The following is an 18,072-nucleotide window of genomic DNA, read 5'->3' as shown; positions in this document are numbered from 1 at the left end:
GGGGCATGCGCGTGCGAGCATGGCGGGCATGCCTACTCATCTGATCACCGGGGCCGGTTCCGGCATCGGCGCGGCCGTCGCCCGCCGCCTCCACGCGCGCGGGGACGAACTCGTCCTGCACGCGCGCGACGCGGGCCGCGCGAAGGAGCTGGCCGCCGAGTTCCCCGGGTCCCGGACCCTCGTCGGCGACCTCTCGGACCCGGACCGGCTCTCCTGGGCGTTCTCGCACCAGACGCTGCCCGACCGGATCGACTCGCTGATGCACATCGCGGGCGTCGTCGACCTCGGCCCGGTCGGTGAGCTGACCCCCAAGACATGGCGTCACCAGCTCGATGTGAACCTGATCGCGCCCGCCGAGCTGACTCGTCACTTCCTGCCCCAACTCCGCGTCACCCAGGGCCATGTGATCTTCGTCAACTCCGGCGCCGGCCTCAGCGCCTCCGCCGGCTGGTCCGCGTACGCAGCCTCCAAGCACGGCCTGAAGGCCCTCGCCGACTCCCTGCGCAACGAGGAGCACGCGAACGGCGTCCGCGTCACGACTGTCTACCCCGGCCGCACCGCGAGCCCCATGCAGGCCAAGGTCCACCAGCAGGAGGGCAAGGAGTACGACGCCTCGAAGTGGATCGACCCCGAGTCTGTCGCGACGAGCATCCTCATGGCCCTCGACCTGCCCCGGGACGCGGAGATCAACGACATGACGGTACGCCCCGGCCGCTGACCGGGACCCGAATCCGGAGCCGAACTCGCCCCCGCACCGAGCCCGGACACGGACTGTGGCGTCCCGTTCCGCGGGCATTCCGTAGGCTGCCCGGGTGAGCGAAAACAGCGAGTTCAGGCCCGGCCCCGCGACCGGTGTCGGGTCGATGCCGGGCGGGGACGCCCGGGAGGCCGCCAAGACCGTGGCCGGGACCTTCGAGGGCCCCGAGACGGGCATGCCGTTCCTGGCGGAACTGCCCGCGCGGGGCCCCGGCGCCGACATGATCGGGCGGACCGCCGGGATGCTCGCCGAGCTGTACGCGCGCGTGGAGCCCAGCGGCTGGCGGCTCGGGGACCGGCCGGGGCGGGACACCAAGCGGGCCAGGTCCTGGCTCGGCGAAGACCTCGACGCCCTGGAGGAGTTCACCCAGGGCTACCAGGGCCCGCTGAAGGTCCAGGCGGTCGGCCCCTGGACGCTCGCCGCCGCGCTGGAACTGCGCAACGGCGAGGTGGCGCTCTCCGACCCCGGTGCCTGCCGCGACCTCGCCGGATCACTTGCCGAGGGACTGCGTGAACACCTCGCCGAGGTACGCCGTCGCGTGCCCGGCGCCGACGTCGTCCTGCAGCTCGACGAACCGTCCCTCTTCGCCGTACTGAGCGGCCGGGTGAGGTCCGCGAGCGGCTACCGCACGCATCGGGCCGTCGACCGGCAGCTCGTCGAGGCCACGCTGCGGGACGTCGTCTCAGTACAGGCCGGCGGCCCGGTCGTCGTGCACTCGTGCGCGCCCGACGTCCCGTTCGCGCTGCTGCGCAGAGCGGGAGCGACCGCCGTCTCCTTCGACTTCGCCCTCCTCACCGAGCGTGACGACGACACGATCGGGGAAGCAGTGGAAGGGGGGACCAAGCTCTTCGCCGGTGTCGTCCCCGGGACGGATGCCCCATTGTCAGACCCTGCCGGTAGCGTCATGGGTGTCAGGACGCTGTGGCGCAGGCTGGGGCTGAATCCGGGGCTTCTCACGGACGCGGTCACACTCACCCCGTCGTGCGGACTCGCGGGCGCTTCCCCCGAGTACGCGCGCCGGGCACTCGCCCACTGCGCCCGGGCGGCGAGATCCCTCGCGGACAACCCAGAGTAACGGGAGGACGAAACGGTGGCCGGCGACAAGGACGCACAGATGGCCTCGGCTGCGGGGCCCGTGCCCGCCGAGGCTCGGGAGAAGCACGCGCAGCTCGCTGAGCAGATCGAGGAGCACCGCTTCCGGTACTACGTGAAGGACGCGCCGGTCGTCAGCGACGCCGACTTCGACAAACTCCTGCGCGCCCTGGAGGCGTTGGAGGACGAGCATCCCGAGCTGCGCACCCCCGACTCACCGTCCCAGAAGGTCGCGGGGGCGTACGAGACGGAGTTCACGGCCGTCCAGCACCGCTCGCGCATGCTCTCCCTCGACAACGCCTTCGACGACGAGGAGCTGGCCGGCTGGGCGGACCGCGTCGCCAAGGAGGTCGGCACCTCCGACCACCACTTCCTGTGCGAGCTGAAGGTCGACGGCCTCGCGGTCAACCTCACGTACGAGCACGGCCGTCTCACCCGCGCGGCGACCCGCGGCGACGGCCGCACAGGCGAGGACATCACGCCCAACGTCCGTACGATCACGGAGATCCCCGACCGTCTCCACGGCGACCGCATCCCGGACGTCGTGGAGATCCGCGGCGAGGTCTACTTCCCGATGGAGAAGTTCGAGGAGCTCAACGCCCGCCTGGTGGAGGCGGGTGACAAGCCCTTCGCCAACCCGCGCAACGCGGCGGCGGGTTCACTCCGCCAGAAGGACCCCCGCATCACGGCGACCCGGCCGCTGCACATGGTCGTCCACGGCATCGGCGCCCTTCAGGGCTTCGACGGCATGAGCCGCCTCTCCCAGGCGTACGAACTGCTGCACGCGTGGGGCCTGCCGACGACCCGCTACGGCAAGGTGGTCGACGACCTCGACGGCGTACGGGAGTTCATCGCCTTCTACGGAGAGAACCGCCACTCCGTGGAACACGAGATCGACGGCGTCGTCGTCAAGCTCGACGAGATCCCCCTCCAGGGCCGCCTCGGCTCGACCTCCCGCGCGCCCCGCTGGGCGATCGCCTGGAAGTACGCGCCGGAGGAGGTCAACACCAAGCTGGTCAACATCCGCGTGGGCGTGGGCCGCACGGGCCGCGTCACTCCGTACGCGCAGGTGGAGCCCGTCACGGTGGCCGGCTCCGAGGTCGAGTTCGCCACCCTGCACAACCAGGACGTGGTGAAGGCCAAGGGTGTCCTCATCGGCGACACCGTGGTGCTCCGCAAGGCCGGAGACGTCATCCCGGAGATCCTCGGCCCGGTCGTCGACCTGCGGGACGGCAGCGAGCGGGAGTTCGTGATGCCCGCCGAGTGCCCCGAGTGCGGCACACCGCTGGCGCCCGCCAAGGAGGGCGACATCGACCTCCGCTGCCCGAACGGCCAGACCTGCCCGGCCCAGTTGCGCGAGCGCCTCTTCTACCTCGGCGGCCGCAAGTGCCTGGACATCGAGAACTTCGGCTACGTAGCCGCCGCCGCGCTCACCAAGCCACTGGAGCCCGCCGAGCCGCCCCTGAGGGACGAGGGCGACCTCTTCGACCTCACCATCGAGCAGTTGCTGCCCATCAAGGCGTACGTCCTCGACCAGGACAGCGGACTGCCCAAGCGGGACCCGAAGACCGGCGAGGAGAAGATCGCCACGGTCTTCGCCAACCAGGAGGGCGCCCCGAAGAAGAACGCGCTCGCGATGCTGGACTTCATCGCGGCCGCCAAGGAGCGTCCGCTGGCCCGGATCATCACCGGCCTGTCCATCCGGCACGTGGGGCCGGTCGCGGCCGAGGCCCTGGCCCGCGAGTTCCGCTCGATCGACCGCATCCAGCAGGCCACGGAGGAGGAGCTGGCCGCCGTCGAGGGCGTCGGGCCCACCATCGCCGCCTCGCTGAAGCAGTGGTTCACGGTGGACTGGCACCAGGAGATCCTCCGCAAGTGGAAGGCCGCGGGCGTCCGCATGGAGGAGGAGAGCTCCGGCGAGGACGAGGGACCCCGTCCGCTCGAAGGCCTCACGGTCGTCGTCACCGGCACCCTGGAACATCACACCCGCGACGGAGCGAAAGAGGCACTCCAGAGCCGGGGAGCGAAAGTGACCGGTTCTGTTTCGAAGAAGACGGCTTTTGTTGTCGTGGGTGACAATCCTGGATCGAAGTATGACAAGGCAATGCAGCTCAAAGTGCCGGTTCTGAACGAGGAGGGCTTCGCCGTCCTGCTCGAACAAGGACCGGAGGCGGCGGCCGAAGTCGCGCTTCCGATCGAGGAGTAGCGGTTGAAGACCACCCGTTCGGCGCATACCAGATGCATACGGGTGGCCGGGTCGCATTCGGGCAACCGTCGACGACCGCTGCCCGTGGAAGCCTTCTGCGGCCTACTGTTGAGGTGTGCGCCTGCCGTGCCCAGCTGCGGTTGGGGCATCCCCTGCTCTTCGGGAGCCTGGGAAGGGTTATCAGACGCGGTGCCGTTGAGGGTTAGTCGGGCCGCGTGGCGTGGGCACCGCCGGCTGTGAGAGGGACGGGAATGGAACCGACCGAGAGCGCCGCCCCGGACTCACGGCTGCGCCCGCGCTGGGTGACCGGCGTGCGGCGATGGGGGCACCCCTTGCTGGAGCGAAGCCGGGAGTTCGGAGCGGGCCCCGGGGTCGCGCGGCTGGCAGGGCGTCCGGGCGGGCAGGTGCGCGCCGCCGGACAGTACAGCGCGGCGGCCGGGAACGGCCCGGGCCGCCTCACCTCCGTCCCCGGATCCCCGTCCCACATGCCGGGCCACGAGTCCGAGAAGCAGCTGTCCTGGCCCGCGCTGCCCGCGGCGGTCGTCACATCGGCCGCGTTCGTCCTGGGCGCGGGCTTCTACCGGGCGTTCACCGGGAACCACGCGCTCTTTCCGTCCGGTTCCACCGGCTGGGCGCTCGCGGTCCTGGTCGGCATCATCGTCGGCCACCTGGTGGCGCTCGGCCGTTCCCGCTGGTGGGGCGGTACGGGCTCCGGCGCGGCCCTCACCCTCGCCGTGCTGCTGCTGTACGGCTGGGTGCCCGCCGGGATGGTCAGCCTCACGGTCGTCGTCCTCGTCGGCATAGCCCGCCGTCATCGCTGGCGGCAGGGCGTGCTGCACGGCGCGGTGGACATCCTCGGCATCGGCGCCGGGGCGCTGGTGCTCGCCGTGTTCGGCCGGGTGCCGTCCGTCGAGACGCCCTGGAAACCGGAGACTTGGACTGTCTACACGGCTCCTTCGGTGGTGCTGGTGGCCGGGGCGTATCTCGTGGTCTCCCGCGCGCTGCTCTGGTACCTCCACGCGCCGCGTACGGCCGGACTGCCGACCGTGGCCCGAACGGCCCTGGTCAGACAGGGGCTGGTCGCCGTCGCGCTGCTCGGCATCGCCCCGCTGATCTGCGTCGTTGCGATCGCCCTCCCCGTCCTGCTGCCGCTCTTCTCGGTCCCGCTCATCGCTCTCGACTCCACGCTCTGGATAGCGCGGGCGCGGGCCGAGGAGCAACTGCGTGACCCCCTCACCGGACTGCCCAACCGGCAGTGGCTACTCGAACGGACCTGGCGGGCGCTGGACGACGCCGAGCGAATCGGTGCACGTTCCGCACTGATGCTGATCGATCTCGATCGATTCAGGGCCGTGAATGACACGCTCGGCCACCTCGCCGGAGACCGGCTGCTGTTGCAGATAGCGGACCGGCTGCGGGTGGCGCTGCCGCGCGGGGCGGAGGCCGCGCGGCTCGGCGGGGACGAGTTCGCCGTCTTACTGCCCGTCGTCGACTCGACGACGTCCGCGTCGCGGGTCGCCCGCAATCTCGTGGCCGCGCTCGGGTCACCGCTCGACCTCGACGGGCTCACGCTCGTCCTGGAGGCCAGCGCCGGGCTCGCCGTCTTCCCCGACCACGCGCTGGACGCGGAGGGGCTGCTGCGGCGGGCGGACGTCGCGATGTACCAGGCGAAGCGCGACCGCACGGGCGTGGAGGTGTACGAGTCCAAGCGGGACTCCAACACCCCCGACCGGCTCGGACTGCTGGGGGACCTGCGGCGGGCGCTCGACGCGGGGGACGTCGAGCTGCACTACCAGCCCAAGGTCCGCTTCGACGGACAGGTGGCGGGCCTTGAGGCGCTCGTGAGGTGGGTGCATCCCGAGCGCGGGAAGGTGCCGCCGGACGAGTTCATAGCCATCGCCGAGTCGTCCGGGCTGATGCCGCATCTCACGGAGTACGTGCTGGAGACGGCGCTCGCCCAGGTGGCGAGGTGGCGGGCCCGGGGACTGCGGGTTCCGGTCGCCGTCAATGTGTCACCGCGGGACGTCCACACGCCCGGGTTCGCCGGAGCGGTCGCCGCACGGCTCGCCAGGCACGGGGTTCCCGCGGGGGCGCTTCAGCTGGAGATAACGGAACACGTGCTGCTGGAGGACCCGCAGCGGGCCGCGGACACCCTGGCGGGACTGACCGGGCACGGCGTGAAGATGTCACTCGACGACTTCGGGACCGGGTATTCGTCGCTGGTGCATCTGCGTCGGCTGCCCGTGAGCGAGCTGAAGATCGACCGGTCCTTCGTGGCGCGGCTCGCGGTGGACACCGAGGATGCCGAGATCGTGCGGTGCACCATCGATCTCGCCCACTCGCTCGGGCTGCTGGTCGTCGCCGAGGGCGTCGAGGACGACGAGACGTGGGAGCGGCTCCGGGACCTCGGGTGCGACGCGGTTCAGGGGTGGCTCGTCGCGGCGGCGATGCCTCCGGAGGAGGCCACGGCCTGGCTGCTGGCGCGCGGGTCTCGGGGGTGGCAGCGGCCCAAGGCCGCCTTGCCCGCGGCGTTGCCTGCGGCAGCTGAGGAGTAGTCGGGTGCGGGTCGGTGGGTTTCCTGCTTTCCCGCCCGCACCACCCGTTTCTGGCACACCTGACATGTGAACGTTTCCCGCGGGGGTCCTCGCCGTCGGCGGCCGTCCGTTCGTCTCGCCGCCTGCCGTCCGCCCTGCCTCCGCGGCGGTGCCCGGGAAACCGATGTACGGGGATGCCCGTGCGACCCATAGGATTGGGCCAAACCACACTCACTCACCCCTGAGGATCGCTGCATGCCTGGCATCACGCGCGAGGAGGTCGCCCACCTCGCCCGGCTGGCGCGTCTGGAGCTGAAGGGCGAAGAGCTCGACCACTTCGCCGGCCAGCTCGACGACATCATCGGCGCGGTCGCCCGCGTCAGCGAGGTCGCCGACCAAGACGTACCGCCGACCTCCCACCCGCTGCCGCTGACGAACGTCATGCGCGCGGACGAGGTCCGTCCGTCGCTCACCCCCGAGCAGGCGCTCTCCGGCGCCCCGGCCCAGGAGCAGCAGCGTTTCAAGGTGCCGCAGATCCTGGGGGAGGACTAATCACCATGACGGACAGCAACGTCAACATCATCAAGCTCACCGCCGCGGAGATCGCCTCCAGGATCGCCGCCGGCGAGCTCACCGCCGTCGAGGTCACCGAGGCCCACCTCGCGCGCATCGAGGCCGTCGACGAGAAGGTGCACGCCTTCCTGCACGTCGACCGGGACGGGGCGCTCGCCCAGGCCCGTGCCGTCGACGAGAAGCGCGCGAAGGGCGAGAAGCTCGGCCCGCTCGCCGGCGTCCCCCTCGCGCTCAAGGACATCTTCACCACCGAGGGCATCCCGACGACCGTCGGCTCGAAGATCCTCGAAGGCTGGATCCCGCCGTACGACGCGACGCTCACCAAGCGGCTCAAGGCCGCCGATGTCGTCATTCTCGGCAAGACCAACATGGACGAGTTCGCCATGGGGTCCAGCACCGAGAACAGTGCGTACGGGCCCACCGGCAACCCCTGGGACCTGACGAGGATCCCCGGCGGCTCCGGCGGCGGTTCGTCCGCCGCGCTCGCCTCCTACCAGGCGCCCCTCGCCATCGGCACGGACACCGGCGGCTCCATCCGCCAGCCCGCCTCCGTCACCGGCACGGTCGGCGTGAAGCCGACGTACGGCGCCGTCTCGCGGTACGGCATGGTCGCGTTCTCGTCCTCCCTCGACCAGGGCGGGCCCTGCGCCCGTACGGTCCTCGACGCCGCCCTCCTCCACGAGGTCATCGCCGGGCACGACCCCCTCGACTCCACCTCCATCGACGCGCCCGTCCCGGCCGTAGTCGAGGCCGCCCGCAACGGCAGTGTCGAAGGCATGCGCGTCGGCGTCGTCAAGCAGTTCCGCGGCGAGGGCTACCAGGCCGGTGTCGTGCAGCGCTTCGACGAGTCCGTCTCGCTCCTCAAGGAGCTGGGCGCCGAGATCGTCGAGCTGGACTGCCCGTCCTTCGACCTGGCCCTTTCGGCGTACTACCTCATCGCCCCGTCCGAGTGTTCGAGCAACCTCGCCCGCTTCGACGGCCTGCGCTACGGCCTGCGCACCGGCGACGACGGCACACACTCCGCCGAGGAGGTCACCGCCCTCACCCGTGAGGCGGGCTTCGGCGACGAGGTCAAGCGCCGCATCATGCTCGGCACCTACGCACTCAGCTCCGGCTACTACGACGCGTACTACGGCAGCGCCCAGAAGGTCCGTACGCTCATCACGCGCGACTTCGAGAAGGCGTTCGAGCAGGTGGACGTGATCGTGTCGCCCACCACGCCGACCACCGCCTTCCCGATCGGCGAGCGCGCCGACGACCCGATGGCGATGTACCTCGCCGACCTGTGCACCATCCCGACGAACCTCGCGGGCAACGCCGCGATGTCGCTGCCCTGCGGTCTCGCGCCGGAGGACAACCTGCCCGTGGGCCTGCAGATCATCGCCCCCGCGATGCAGGACGACCGCCTCTACAAGGTCGGTGCTGCTGTCGAGGCCGCGTTCGTGGAACGCTGGGGGCACCCGCTGATCGAGGAGGCTCCGTCGTTGTGAGTGCCACGGCCAACAAGGCAAAGAACTTCAAGAAGTCGAAGAAGGGGCTGTACCTGTCGCTCGGCAGTACAGCGTTCGGCGCGATCAGCGTTGCCAAGCAGGCCAAGCTGGCCCGCAGCGACGGGGACACCCTGAGGCTCATCGACGCCGCCGTATCCGCCGCCGCCATCGTCACCGGCCTTGCGATCATCTACCGGGAGCTCAAGCGCCTCGGTGACGACGACGTCCTGCTGGGCTGAGAGGGAAAGTTTCACCGTGACTGTCACGACTGACCTGGTGTCGTACGAGGACGCGCTGGCGTCGTACGACCCCGTCATGGGCCTCGAAGTCCATGTCGAACTCGGCACCAAGACCAAGATGTTCTGCGGCTGCTCCACCGAGCTGGGCGCCGAGCCCAACTCGCAGGCCTGCCCGACCTGCCTCGGCATGCCCGGCGCGCTGCCGGTCGTCAACGCGGTCGGCGTCGAGTCCGCGATCAAGATCGGTCTCGCGCTGCACTGCGAGATCGCCGAGTGGTGCCGCTTCGCCCGGAAGAACTACTTCTATCCGGACATGCCGAAGAACTTCCAGACCTCCCAGTACGACGAGCCGATCGCCTTCAACGGCTATCTGGACGTCCAGCTGGAGGACGGCGAGGTCTTCCGCGTGGAGATCGAGCGCGCCCACATGGAGGAGGACACCGGCAAGTCGCTGCACGTCGGCGGCGCGACCGGCCGTATCCACGGCGCCTCGCACTCGCTGCTCGACTACAACCGCGCCGGTATCCCGCTCATCGAGATCGTCACCAAGCCGATCGAGGGCGCCGGCGAGCGCGCTCCCGAGGTCGCCAAGGCGTACGTCGCCGAGCTGCGCGAGCTCATCAAGGCGCTCGGTGTCTCGGAAGCCCGCATGGAGCAGGGCCAGATGCGCTGCGACGTGAACCTTTCGCTGCGCCCGCACGGCCGCGAGAAGTTCGGCACCCGGAGCGAGACCAAGAACGTCAACTCGCTGCGGTCCGTCGAGCGCGCCGCCCGCTTCGAGATCCAGCGGCACGCCGCGGTGCTGAACTCCGGCGGAACGATCATCCAGGAGACCCGCCACTTCCACGAGGACACCGGGTCCACGACCTCGGGCCGCGTGAAGGAGGAGGCGGAGGACTACCGGTACTTCCCGGAGCCCGACCTCGTTCCCGTCGCTCCGTCCCGCGAGTGGGTCGAGGAGCTGCGCGCGGGCCTGCCCGAGCAGCCGCTGGCCCGGCGCAACCGGCTGCGCGAGGAGTGGGGCATCACCGCCCACGACATGCAGTCGATCCTCAACGCCGGTGCCATCGACTCCATCGTCGCCACGATCGCGGCGGGCGCCGACGCGGCCTCCGCCCGCAAGTGGTGGATGGGCGAACTGGCGCGCACGGCCAACGAGTCGGGCGTGTCCCTGGACGCGCTGGCCATCACGCCCGAGCAGGTCGCCCGGGTGACCGCCCTGGTCAACGAGGGCTCCCTCAACGACAAGCTGGCCCGCCAGGTCATCGAGGGCGTCCTCAAGGGCGAGGGCACCCCGGACGAGGTCGTCGAGAAGCGTGGTCTGAAGGTCGTCTCCGACGAGGGCGCCCTGACGACGGCCGTCGAGGAGGCCATCGCCGGCAACGCGGCCATCGCGGACAAGATCCGCGGGGGCAAGGTTGCCGCCGTGGGCGCCCTGGTGGGCGCGGTCATGAAGGCCACGCGGGGGCAGGCCGACGCGGCCCGCGTCAAGGAGCTCATCCTGGAGAAGCTCGGCGTCGAGGGCTGAGCCCTCGCTCTTTTCCTTGCGGAGGGGGGCGTGCGCCTGAGTTTCAGGTGCGCGCCCCCCTCGGCGTTCGTCCTGGGGGGCTGCGCCCCCAGACCTCGCCCCCAATGGGTCGCCGCGGGAGTGTGTTCTGTGCGGGCCGTTCGTGGCCGGGCGCGCAGTTCCCCGCGCCCCTGGAGGGGCGCCTGCTGAGCGGGGCTCGCTGAACGCCGCCGCGGTCTCGTGCGTACATGTCTCCGAGGCCGCTCACTCCTACCGCGTGTAGGGCGATCGGGGGGTGCATCGGGACCGATGTACCCCCCATTGGCGTGACTGCGGACGTCGTTCGGGGCGACAGAGTTCATTGGATTGTCGTGTGAACTGCCTCGCACTCCTGTGAGTAAGCCCACGAATGAGGCCAACGATCACTTTCGGCTGCAAGAGTGATAACGAATTGGTCATGCGTTCTTTGCGGGCAGTTCCCGATAAAGATCCACAAAACACCCAGGGGAGCTCGTCCGTGGCAGCTCTAGCACGTTGGTGTGTCCAGCACCGCCTCGTCGCCGTACTGCTCTGGCTCGTCGCCTTCGGCGGGATCACCGCCGCCGCTGCCGTCACCGGAACCGCGTACTCGAACGACTACGAGGCGCCGGGCACCGAATCGGGCCGAGCCAGCCAGCTCCTCCAGGACGGTTTCCCCGGCCTCGGCGGCGACAGCGACACCGTTGTCTGGCACACCACCGCCGGCACGGTCCGTGCCGCGGACGTCGAGCAGACCATGAGCCACACCCTCGACGAGATCGCCGACCTGCCCGGAGTCGCCGCGGTCGCCAGCCCCTACAAGGGCCACGGCGCGGGCCAGATCAGCGGCGACGGACGTACGGCCTACGCCACCGTGACCTTCGACGACCCGGCCGAGGACATCGACCAGGGCGAGGCCACGGCCGTCGTCGACACCGCGAAGGCCGCGGCGACGGAGGGACTCCAGGTGGAGCTGGGCGGCCAGGCCGTCGCCCTCACCGAGTCGTCGGGCGGCCACATCGCCGAGGTCGTCGGGGTGATCGTCGCCGCCGTGGTCCTCTTCCTCGCCTTCGGCTCCCTCGCCGCCTCGCTGCTGCCCATCGCCACGGCCCTGGTCAGCGTCGGCACGGCGTACGCGGGGATCGCGCTCCTCGGGCACGCGATGACCGTCGCCGACTTCGCGCCGATGCTCGGCATGCTGATCGGACTCGGCGTGGGCATCGACTACGCGCTGTTCATCGTGACCAGGCACCGACGCGGCCTGAAACGCGGACTCCCCGTCGAGGAGGCCGCACGGAACGCGGTCGCCACCACCGGGCGCGCGGTCGTCTTCGCGGGCGCCACCGTCTGTATCGCCCTGCTCGGCATGCTCATACTGCGGCTCGGCTTCCTCAACGGCGTCGCGATCGCCGCGTCCCTCACCGTGGTCCTCACCGTCGCGGCCTCCGTGACCCTGCTGCCCGCGCTCCTCTCCTTCATCGGCATGCGCGCCCTCAGCCGCCGTGAGCGCCGCCGCCTGGACGAGCACGGCCCCCAGCCGGAGATCCCCACCGGGCTCGCCGCCCGCTGGTCCGCCTTCGTCGAGAAGCACCCCAAGCTCCTCGGCGGCGTCGCCCTGGCCGTCATGGCACTGCTCGCGATCCCGACCTTCTCCCTGCACCTGGGCACCTCCGACCAGGGCAACAACCCGGAGACGGCCACCACACGGCAGGCGTACGACCTGCTCGCGGACGGCTTCGGACCCGGACTGAACGGGCCGCTGACCCTCGTCACACACGTCGGCGGGGCCCAGGACCGGGTCGCCCTCGACAACCTCGACGCCACGCTCAGGGCGACCGAGGGAGTCCGGACGGCGACCCCGGTGACGTACAACAACGCCGGCGACACCGCCTACCTCAGCGTCGTACCGACGTCCTCGCCGCAGTCCGAGAGGACCAGCGACCTCGTCGACCGGCTGCGCGACGACGTGCTGCCGCAGGCCGAGACCGGGACCACGCTCGACCTGCAGGTCGGCGGCATGACCGCCTCGTACGACGACTTCGCCGACGTCATCGTCGGCAAACTGCCCCTCTTCGTGGGCGTCGTCATCGGCCTCGGCTGCGTCCTGCTGCTGCTCGCCTTCCGCTCCATCGGCATCCCCCTGAAGGCCGCCGCGATGAACATCGCGGCCGTCACCGCCTCCTTCGGAGTCGTCGTCGCGATCTTCCAGTGGGGCTGGGGCAGCGAACTGCTGGGCCTCGGCCGCGCCGGCCCGATCGAGCCCTTCCTGCCCGTGATCATGGTCTCCGTACTCTTCGGGCTCTCCATGGACTACCAGGTGTTCCTGGTCAGCAGGATGTACGAGGAGTGGCTGGAGACCGGTGACAACCGGCGGGCCGTCCGCGTGGGCCTCGCCGAGACCGGCCGGGTGATCAACTCCGCCGCCGTGATCATGATCTCGGTCTTCCTGGCCTTCGTGCTCAGCGGCGACCGCGTCATCGCCATGTTCGGCATAGCGCTCGCCGCGGCCGTCGCCCTGGACGCCTTCGTGCTGCGTACGCTCCTGGTGCCGGCCCTGATGCACATGCTGGGCGGCGCCAACTGGTGGCTGCCCCGCTGGCTCGACCGGCGCCTGCCGCGCATCAGCATCGAGCCGCCGGAAATCCGTACCGTCGACGCCGAGGGCCGTGCGAGGATCCCGAGGGCGCGCGAGGACGCGCTCGTGGAGGTACTCGTGAAGGAGCAGCAGCAGGATGTACGCGATATCCCTGGGTGACGACGGCGCCGAACTGCGGCCCCTGGAGCCGTGGCACGCGGAGGAGTTCCTGGCGCACCTCGACCGGGGGCGCGAGTTCATCGGGCAGCACATTCCGTTCGGAACCAAGGCCGTCGACGTCGACTCCGCGAGGGAACTCCTCCAGGCGTTCGCCGACAAGCGCGCCACCGACACCGGCAGCCTGCACGGGCTGTGGCTGGAGGGGAAGCTGGTCGGCGGTGTGCTGTTCCTGCACTTCGACGCCGAGCGGGGCACCTGCGAGGTCGGCTGCTGGCTGGAGCCGGCCGGCGCGGGACGCGGACTGGTCACTCGCGCCATGCGGATCCTCATCGACTGGGCGGTCGAGGAGCGGGGCGTCCACCGCGTGGAGTGGCAGGCGTCGTCCGCCAACGAACCGAGCATCAACGTGGCGCGGCGGCTCGGCATGAACCGCGACGGGGTGCTCAGGGAGAGCTTCCCGTACCGGGGCGTACGCCAGAACCTGGAAGTGTGGTCGGTGCTCGCGCCCGAGTGGCGTGCCGCACGCGCGCGTGCCTGGAAGTGACGTCCCGACCGTGCTCGGGGCGGTGGCGCAAGGCCGCCGAGTAAGGCGAAAAGCCGCCCGGTGCGTGAGGATCTTGGGATCTTAAAGAAATTCTCAGACAGCGTCCGTACGGTGCGGAGCATGGGAACCAAGACAGAGGGCGAAGCCGGAGCCAAGACCGGCACCGAGGCACAGCGCGACGAGGAGGCCGTGGAGCTCAGCAAGAGCGACCAGCCGGCGATCGGAGAGGTCGAGGAGGCCGGGGCCGCCGAGGCGGCTGACGACCAGGACGACTCCGAGGTCCTCGGCGAGGACGAGGACGAGGACGACGAGGCCGTGCTCGCGGCCGAGCGCGGTTCCGGCGTGGGCCTGGGTGCCGCCGCCGTCGTATCCGCCGGGCTCGGTGTCGTGTCGCTGACCGGCAGCTGGGTCGGCACCATCGCGCAGGCGCGCGACGGGCTGTTCGGCCAGCTGGAGACCGCGCAGAGCGCCGGTGTGGCCGAGCAGATCAAGCAGGTCTACGCCGACTCCTGGAACGCCAACGCGCTGGTCGCCGGGTTCTTCGCGCTGACCGCGCTGATCGTCGGCGTCGTGGTGCTGGCCCGGCCCGCGTTCGGCAACCCCGACCGGATTCCGGCGCAGGCCCCGTGGGTCAAGTCGGTCGCCTGGGCGGGTGTCTCGCTCGGTGTCATCGGCCTCCTGCTGGCCGCGCTCAAGTACTCAAACATTCTGCTCGACATGCCGTCCCCGAGCTGAAAACCGCACGTCTGAGGGGCCTTAGTCCCGCCGTAGGCCACCTACGGCGGGACTAAGGCCCTTCGTGCGCTCAAGATGCGGAACTCTCCCGATGTGGCGCACCCCCCTTGGAGACGAAGGTTGAGGCATCGCAACAGAGCGAAGCCGGAAACAACACTTCACGAGGGGTACGAGATGTTCGAGTACGAGCTCCAGCAGATCCGCACCGCGGAGATGATCCGCGAGGCCGACAACTACCGACTGGTCCGCGAGGCCGTCCGCAGCCGCCGTGCCGCCAGGCGCGAGGCCGCGCGATCCGGCCGCGACGACACCGAGGGGCGGGTGCATAGCCGGAACCACCGCAGGTCCCGGTCCGCACGCGTCGCGTGAGCGCCGGAGCGGGTGAGGGTGGCCGCACGGGGGTCGGCCGCCCTCACCGGGACGGCACCACCGTGACCGCCCTCCCGGCCGTGAACACCACCTCCGGGACCTCGGGCCCGTCCGCCGCGGCGTACGGGCCCGAGGTCTTGAGCGGGGCTGAGGTTGTGGGTACGCCTGAGGGTGTGGGTGGGCCTCAGGCTTCGGGCGGGCCCGAGGTTGTGGGCACGTCCGAGGCCGCGGGTGAGCCTGAGGTCGTGGGCGGGCCCAAGGTCTTGGGGAGGCTTGAGGCCGCGGGTGAGCCCAGGGCCGTGAGCAGGCTCGTAGCCGTGGGCGGGCCAGAGGCCGCGGGCGGGCCTGCGGTCGTCGATGGGCTTGCGGGCGTGGGCAGGTCCGAGGCTGTGGGCGGGATCGAGGTCGTGGGCAGGCTCGCAGCCGCGGGCGTGCCCAGGTCCGAGGTCCCGGACCGGTCCGGAGCCGTGGGCCGGCCCGCGATAACCAGTGCCGTTGTGTCAGAGCCCTGTGCGATGCTCGGCGTTGTGGAGACCAGGTCCGTCAGTCCGGTCTTCGTCGGCAGGGTCGACGAACTGGGCGTGCTGAACGACGCGCTCGCCCGTGCCGCCACGGGCGAGCCGCAGGCGTTGCTGCTCGGCGGTGAGGCGGGCGTCGGAAAGACCCGGCTCATCGAGGAGTTCGCCACCGCGGCCTGTCGCGAGGGGGCCGTCGTGGCGCTCGGCGGCTGTGTCGAGATCGGCGCCGACGGCCTGCCCTTCGCGCCCTTCTCCACCGCGCTGCGCGCCCTGCGCCGCCACCTGCCCGACGAGCTGGCCGCCGCGGCCGCGGGGCAGGAGGAGGAACTGGCCCGGCTGCTGCCCGAGCTGGGCGACACCTCACGCGGGCGGCACGACGAGGACGGCATGGCCCGCCTCTTCGAACTCACCGTCCGGCTGCTGGAGCGCGTCGCCGCCGACCGCCCGGTCGTCGTCCTCCTGGAGGACCTGCACTGGGCCGACGCCTCGACCCGCCACCTCCTCGCCTACCTCTTCCGTACGCTCCGCAGCGGCCGCCTCCTCGTCGTCGCCACCTACCGCGCCGACGACATCCACCGCCGCCACCCCCTGCGCCCACTGCTCGCCGGACTCGACCGGCTGCGCACCGTCCGCCGTATCGAACTCGGCCGGTTCAGCCGCGCAGAGGTCGGCCGCCAGATCGCCGGAATCATCGCCACCGAACCCGACCCGACCCGGGTCGACGAGATCTTCACGCGCTCCGACGGCAACGCCTTCTTCGTCGAGGAACTGGCCGTGGCCGCCAACGACGGCTGCCGCACCGGCCTCACCGACTCCCTGCGCGATCTGCTCCTCGTCCGCGTCGAGAGCCTGCCCGAGGGATCCCAGCGGGTCGCCCGGATCGTCGCCGAGGGCGGCTCCACTGTGGAGTACCGGCTGCTCGCCGCCGTGGCCCGGCTCTCCGAGGACGACCTCATCGAGGCACTGCGGGCCGCCGTCGGCGCCAACATCCTGCTCGCGACACCCGACGGGGACGGCTACCGCTTCCGCCACTCCCTGGTGCGCGAGGCCGTCGGCGACGACCTGCTGCCCGGCGAGCGCTCCCGCCTCAACCGCCGGTACGCGGAAGCGCTGGAGGCCGACCCCACGCTCGTCCCGGCCGACGAGCGCGCCGCCCGCCTGGCCAGCCACTGGTACCACGCGCACGACGCGGCCAAGGCCCTGCCCGCCGTCCTCGACGCCTCCGTCGCGGCCCGCCGCCGGCACGCCTACTCGGAGCAACTGCGGCTCCTGGAGCGCGCGATGGAGCTCTGGGACACGGCCCCCGAGTCGGTACGTGCCGAACTGCGGCCCGTCGACTACACCGAGGTCTACCCGCCCTGCGGCTGCGACCCGGCCACCACGCCGCTGCGCTACCTCGACCTGATGGCCGAAGCAGCCGTCGCGGGCCGGTTCTGCGGGGAGCGCGAGCGCGCCCTGAAGATCACCAAGCGGGCCCTGCACCTCCTGGAGGACGAGGACGATCCGCTGCGCGCGGCCTGGTTCTGGATCCAGCGCTCCCGTCTCATCGAGGCGGTGGCCCGCGGCGACGGGTGGAAGGAACTCGCCACCGCCCAGGAGCTGGTGCGCGGGCTGCCGCCGTCCGAGGTGCACGCCGACGTCCTCGCCAATGTCGCCAACTGGTCGATGATGCACAGGCCGGGACCGGAAGCCCTCCAGGCCGCCGAGCGCGCCGTGGAGTACGCCCGGATGGTGGGTGCCCGCGACATCGAGCTGAACGCGCGGCTCACCCTGGGCGGCCTCCTCGTCGAGTCGGGCGACATCGAGGCGGGGCTCGCCGAGGTGCACGAGGTCAAGGAGCGGGCGGGGAAGGTCGGTGCCGCCTATGTGGTGGGCCGCGCCCATGTGAACCTGCCCTCCCATCTGGAGGGCATCGGCCGCTCCCAGGACGCCGTCCGGATCCTTGAGGAAGGGGTCGAACTCGCCCGCAGACTCGGTCTGCTGGACACCGAGGCCTGGGTGTGGGGCAATCTCGCCGAGTCCCTCTTCTCCCTGGGCCGCTGGGACGAGGCCGGTGCGGCCGGGTTCAACTCGGACCGCGTCGGCCAGAGCGCCAAGCCCCGCGGCTTCCGCACCACGCTCCACGCCCATCTCGCGCGCGCCCGGGGCGACCTGCCCGAGGCCGGCCGCCAACTGGCCGCCGCGCGGGAGTACTTCGGCACGCACGACACCGTGCCCCAGCACGCGCTGCCGCTGACCACCCTCGCGATCGGCATAGCCGCCGCCGAGGGCCGTCTGCTCGACGCCCGTGCCGAACTGGACGAGGCCCTGAGCACCGGCTTCCCGCCGGGCACCCAGCGCTACGCCTGGCCCCTGCTGCTCGCCGCCGCGACCGCGGAGGCCGACGCCCGCGGACTGCCCGTCGCCGAACAGGGCCGCGCCGACGTCCTGGAAAGCCTGCGCAAGGCCGCCAAGTCCCTCGCCACGAACGTGCCCGTTTGGCAGGCCCACGAGCACTGGGTGCGGGCCGAACTGCTGCGCGCCGAGGGCCGGGACACCCCGGACGAGTGGTCCGCGGCGGTCACCGCCTTCGAGCCCCTTGAGCGCCCGTACGAACTCGCCCGGGTGCGGCACCGGCTCGCGGAGTCCCTGCTGGCCTCCGGGGGCGGTGAGGAGGAACGGGACCGCGCCACGGAACTGCTGCGGCTGGCCCGCGCTGTGGCCGACCACCTCGGCGCGCGCCCGCTCGCCGATGC

13 protein-coding genes are annotated in these 18,072 nt (G+C 71.2%); all 13 read left to right on the top strand.

Features of this window, described 5'->3' with window-relative positions; translation table 11 throughout:
- The first annotated feature begins 19 nt into the window (after positions 1 to 19).
- On the top strand, positions 20 to 718 hold the full coding sequence (locus O3Q52_RS10025) for an SDR family oxidoreductase (RefSeq protein ID WP_055614826.1): 699 nt from the start codon (positions 20 to 22) through the stop codon (positions 716 to 718).
- A 94-nt stretch (positions 719 to 812) separates the two neighbouring features.
- A complete protein-coding gene (locus O3Q52_RS10020) occupies positions 813 to 1,832 on the top strand; it encodes a methionine synthase (RefSeq protein ID WP_269648464.1) in 1,020 nt (339 codons plus the stop codon).
- Between the two features lie 15 nt (positions 1,833 to 1,847).
- Complete coding sequence (ligA, locus tag O3Q52_RS10015) at positions 1,848 to 4,055, top strand: NAD-dependent DNA ligase LigA (RefSeq protein ID WP_269648463.1); 2,208 nt, start codon at positions 1,848 to 1,850, stop codon at positions 4,053 to 4,055.
- A 251-nt stretch (positions 4,056 to 4,306) separates the two neighbouring features.
- Positions 4,307 to 6,610, top strand: coding sequence for a bifunctional diguanylate cyclase/phosphodiesterase (locus tag O3Q52_RS10010; protein WP_269648461.1), 2,304 nt, complete (start codon positions 4,307 to 4,309; stop codon positions 6,608 to 6,610).
- A 234-nt stretch (positions 6,611 to 6,844) separates the two neighbouring features.
- Positions 6,845 to 7,141 carry an Asp-tRNA(Asn)/Glu-tRNA(Gln) amidotransferase subunit GatC gene (gatC, locus tag O3Q52_RS10005; protein WP_015036350.1) on the top strand — a complete coding sequence of 99 codons (297 nt, stop codon included), beginning with the start codon at positions 6,845 to 6,847 and terminating at the stop codon, positions 7,139 to 7,141.
- A 5-nt stretch (positions 7,142 to 7,146) separates the two neighbouring features.
- Positions 7,147 to 8,652 carry an Asp-tRNA(Asn)/Glu-tRNA(Gln) amidotransferase subunit GatA gene (gatA, locus tag O3Q52_RS10000; RefSeq protein WP_269648460.1) on the top strand — a complete coding sequence of 502 codons (1,506 nt, stop codon included), beginning with the start codon at positions 7,147 to 7,149 and terminating at the stop codon, positions 8,650 to 8,652.
- Complete coding sequence (locus O3Q52_RS09995) at positions 8,649 to 8,891, top strand: hypothetical protein (RefSeq protein WP_055614821.1); 243 nt, start codon at positions 8,649 to 8,651, stop codon at positions 8,889 to 8,891. Before gatA ends, O3Q52_RS09995 begins: the two co-directional genes overlap by 4 nt.
- 16 nt (positions 8,892 to 8,907) lie before the next feature.
- Positions 8,908 to 10,419, top strand: a complete 1,512-nt coding sequence (gene gatB / locus O3Q52_RS09990; protein ID WP_055614820.1) for an Asp-tRNA(Asn)/Glu-tRNA(Gln) amidotransferase subunit GatB — start codon at positions 8,908 to 8,910, stop codon at positions 10,417 to 10,419.
- 496 nt (positions 10,420 to 10,915) lie between these two features.
- A complete protein-coding gene (locus tag O3Q52_RS09985) occupies positions 10,916 to 13,171 on the top strand; it encodes an MMPL family transporter (protein WP_269648459.1) in 2,256 nt (751 codons plus the stop codon).
- Positions 13,149 to 13,715, top strand: a complete 567-nt coding sequence (locus O3Q52_RS09980; RefSeq protein ID WP_269648458.1) for a GNAT family N-acetyltransferase — start codon at positions 13,149 to 13,151, stop codon at positions 13,713 to 13,715. Before O3Q52_RS09985 ends, O3Q52_RS09980 begins: the two co-directional genes overlap by 23 nt.
- Before the next feature lie 120 nt (positions 13,716 to 13,835).
- A complete protein-coding gene (locus O3Q52_RS09975) occupies positions 13,836 to 14,450 on the top strand; it encodes a hypothetical protein (protein ID WP_269648457.1) in 615 nt (204 codons plus the stop codon).
- A gap of 174 nt (positions 14,451 to 14,624) precedes the next feature.
- A complete protein-coding gene (locus tag O3Q52_RS09970) occupies positions 14,625 to 14,819 on the top strand; it encodes a hypothetical protein (RefSeq protein WP_269648456.1) in 195 nt (64 codons plus the stop codon).
- A 515-nt stretch (positions 14,820 to 15,334) separates the two neighbouring features.
- Positions 15,335 to 18,072 (top strand): AAA family ATPase (locus O3Q52_RS09965; RefSeq protein ID WP_269648455.1); only part of this gene is annotated, 2,738 nt, incomplete at its 3' end.

The sequence above is a fragment of the Streptomyces sp. ActVer genome (genome assembly GCF_027270795.1).
Classification (GTDB): Bacteria; Actinomycetota; Actinomycetes; order Streptomycetales; family Streptomycetaceae; genus Streptomyces; species Streptomyces umbrinus_A.
Note: the sequence above shows the minus strand (reverse complement) of the source record. Positions and strands in the feature narration are given on the sequence as shown.

Bases quoted from the DNA above. Each gene is read 5' to 3' on its own strand.
- O3Q52_RS10025 (WP_055614826.1), top strand. From the start codon at position 20: ATGGCGGGCATGCCTACTCATCTGATCACCGGGGCCGGTTCCGGCATC.
- O3Q52_RS10010 (WP_269648461.1), top strand. From the start codon at position 4,307: ATGGAACCGACCGAGAGCGCCGCCCCGGACTCACGGCTGCGCCCGCGC.
- gatC (WP_015036350.1), top strand. From the start codon at position 6,845: ATGCCTGGCATCACGCGCGAGGAGGTCGCCCACCTCGCCCGGCTGGCG.
- gatA (WP_269648460.1), top strand. From the start codon at position 7,147: ATGACGGACAGCAACGTCAACATCATCAAGCTCACCGCCGCGGAGATC.
- O3Q52_RS09980 (WP_269648458.1), top strand. From the start codon at position 13,149: ATGTACGCGATATCCCTGGGTGACGACGGCGCCGAACTGCGGCCCCTG.
- O3Q52_RS09975 (WP_269648457.1), top strand. From the start codon at position 13,836: ATGGGAACCAAGACAGAGGGCGAAGCCGGAGCCAAGACCGGCACCGAG.
- O3Q52_RS09970 (WP_269648456.1), top strand. From the start codon at position 14,625: ATGTTCGAGTACGAGCTCCAGCAGATCCGCACCGCGGAGATGATCCGC.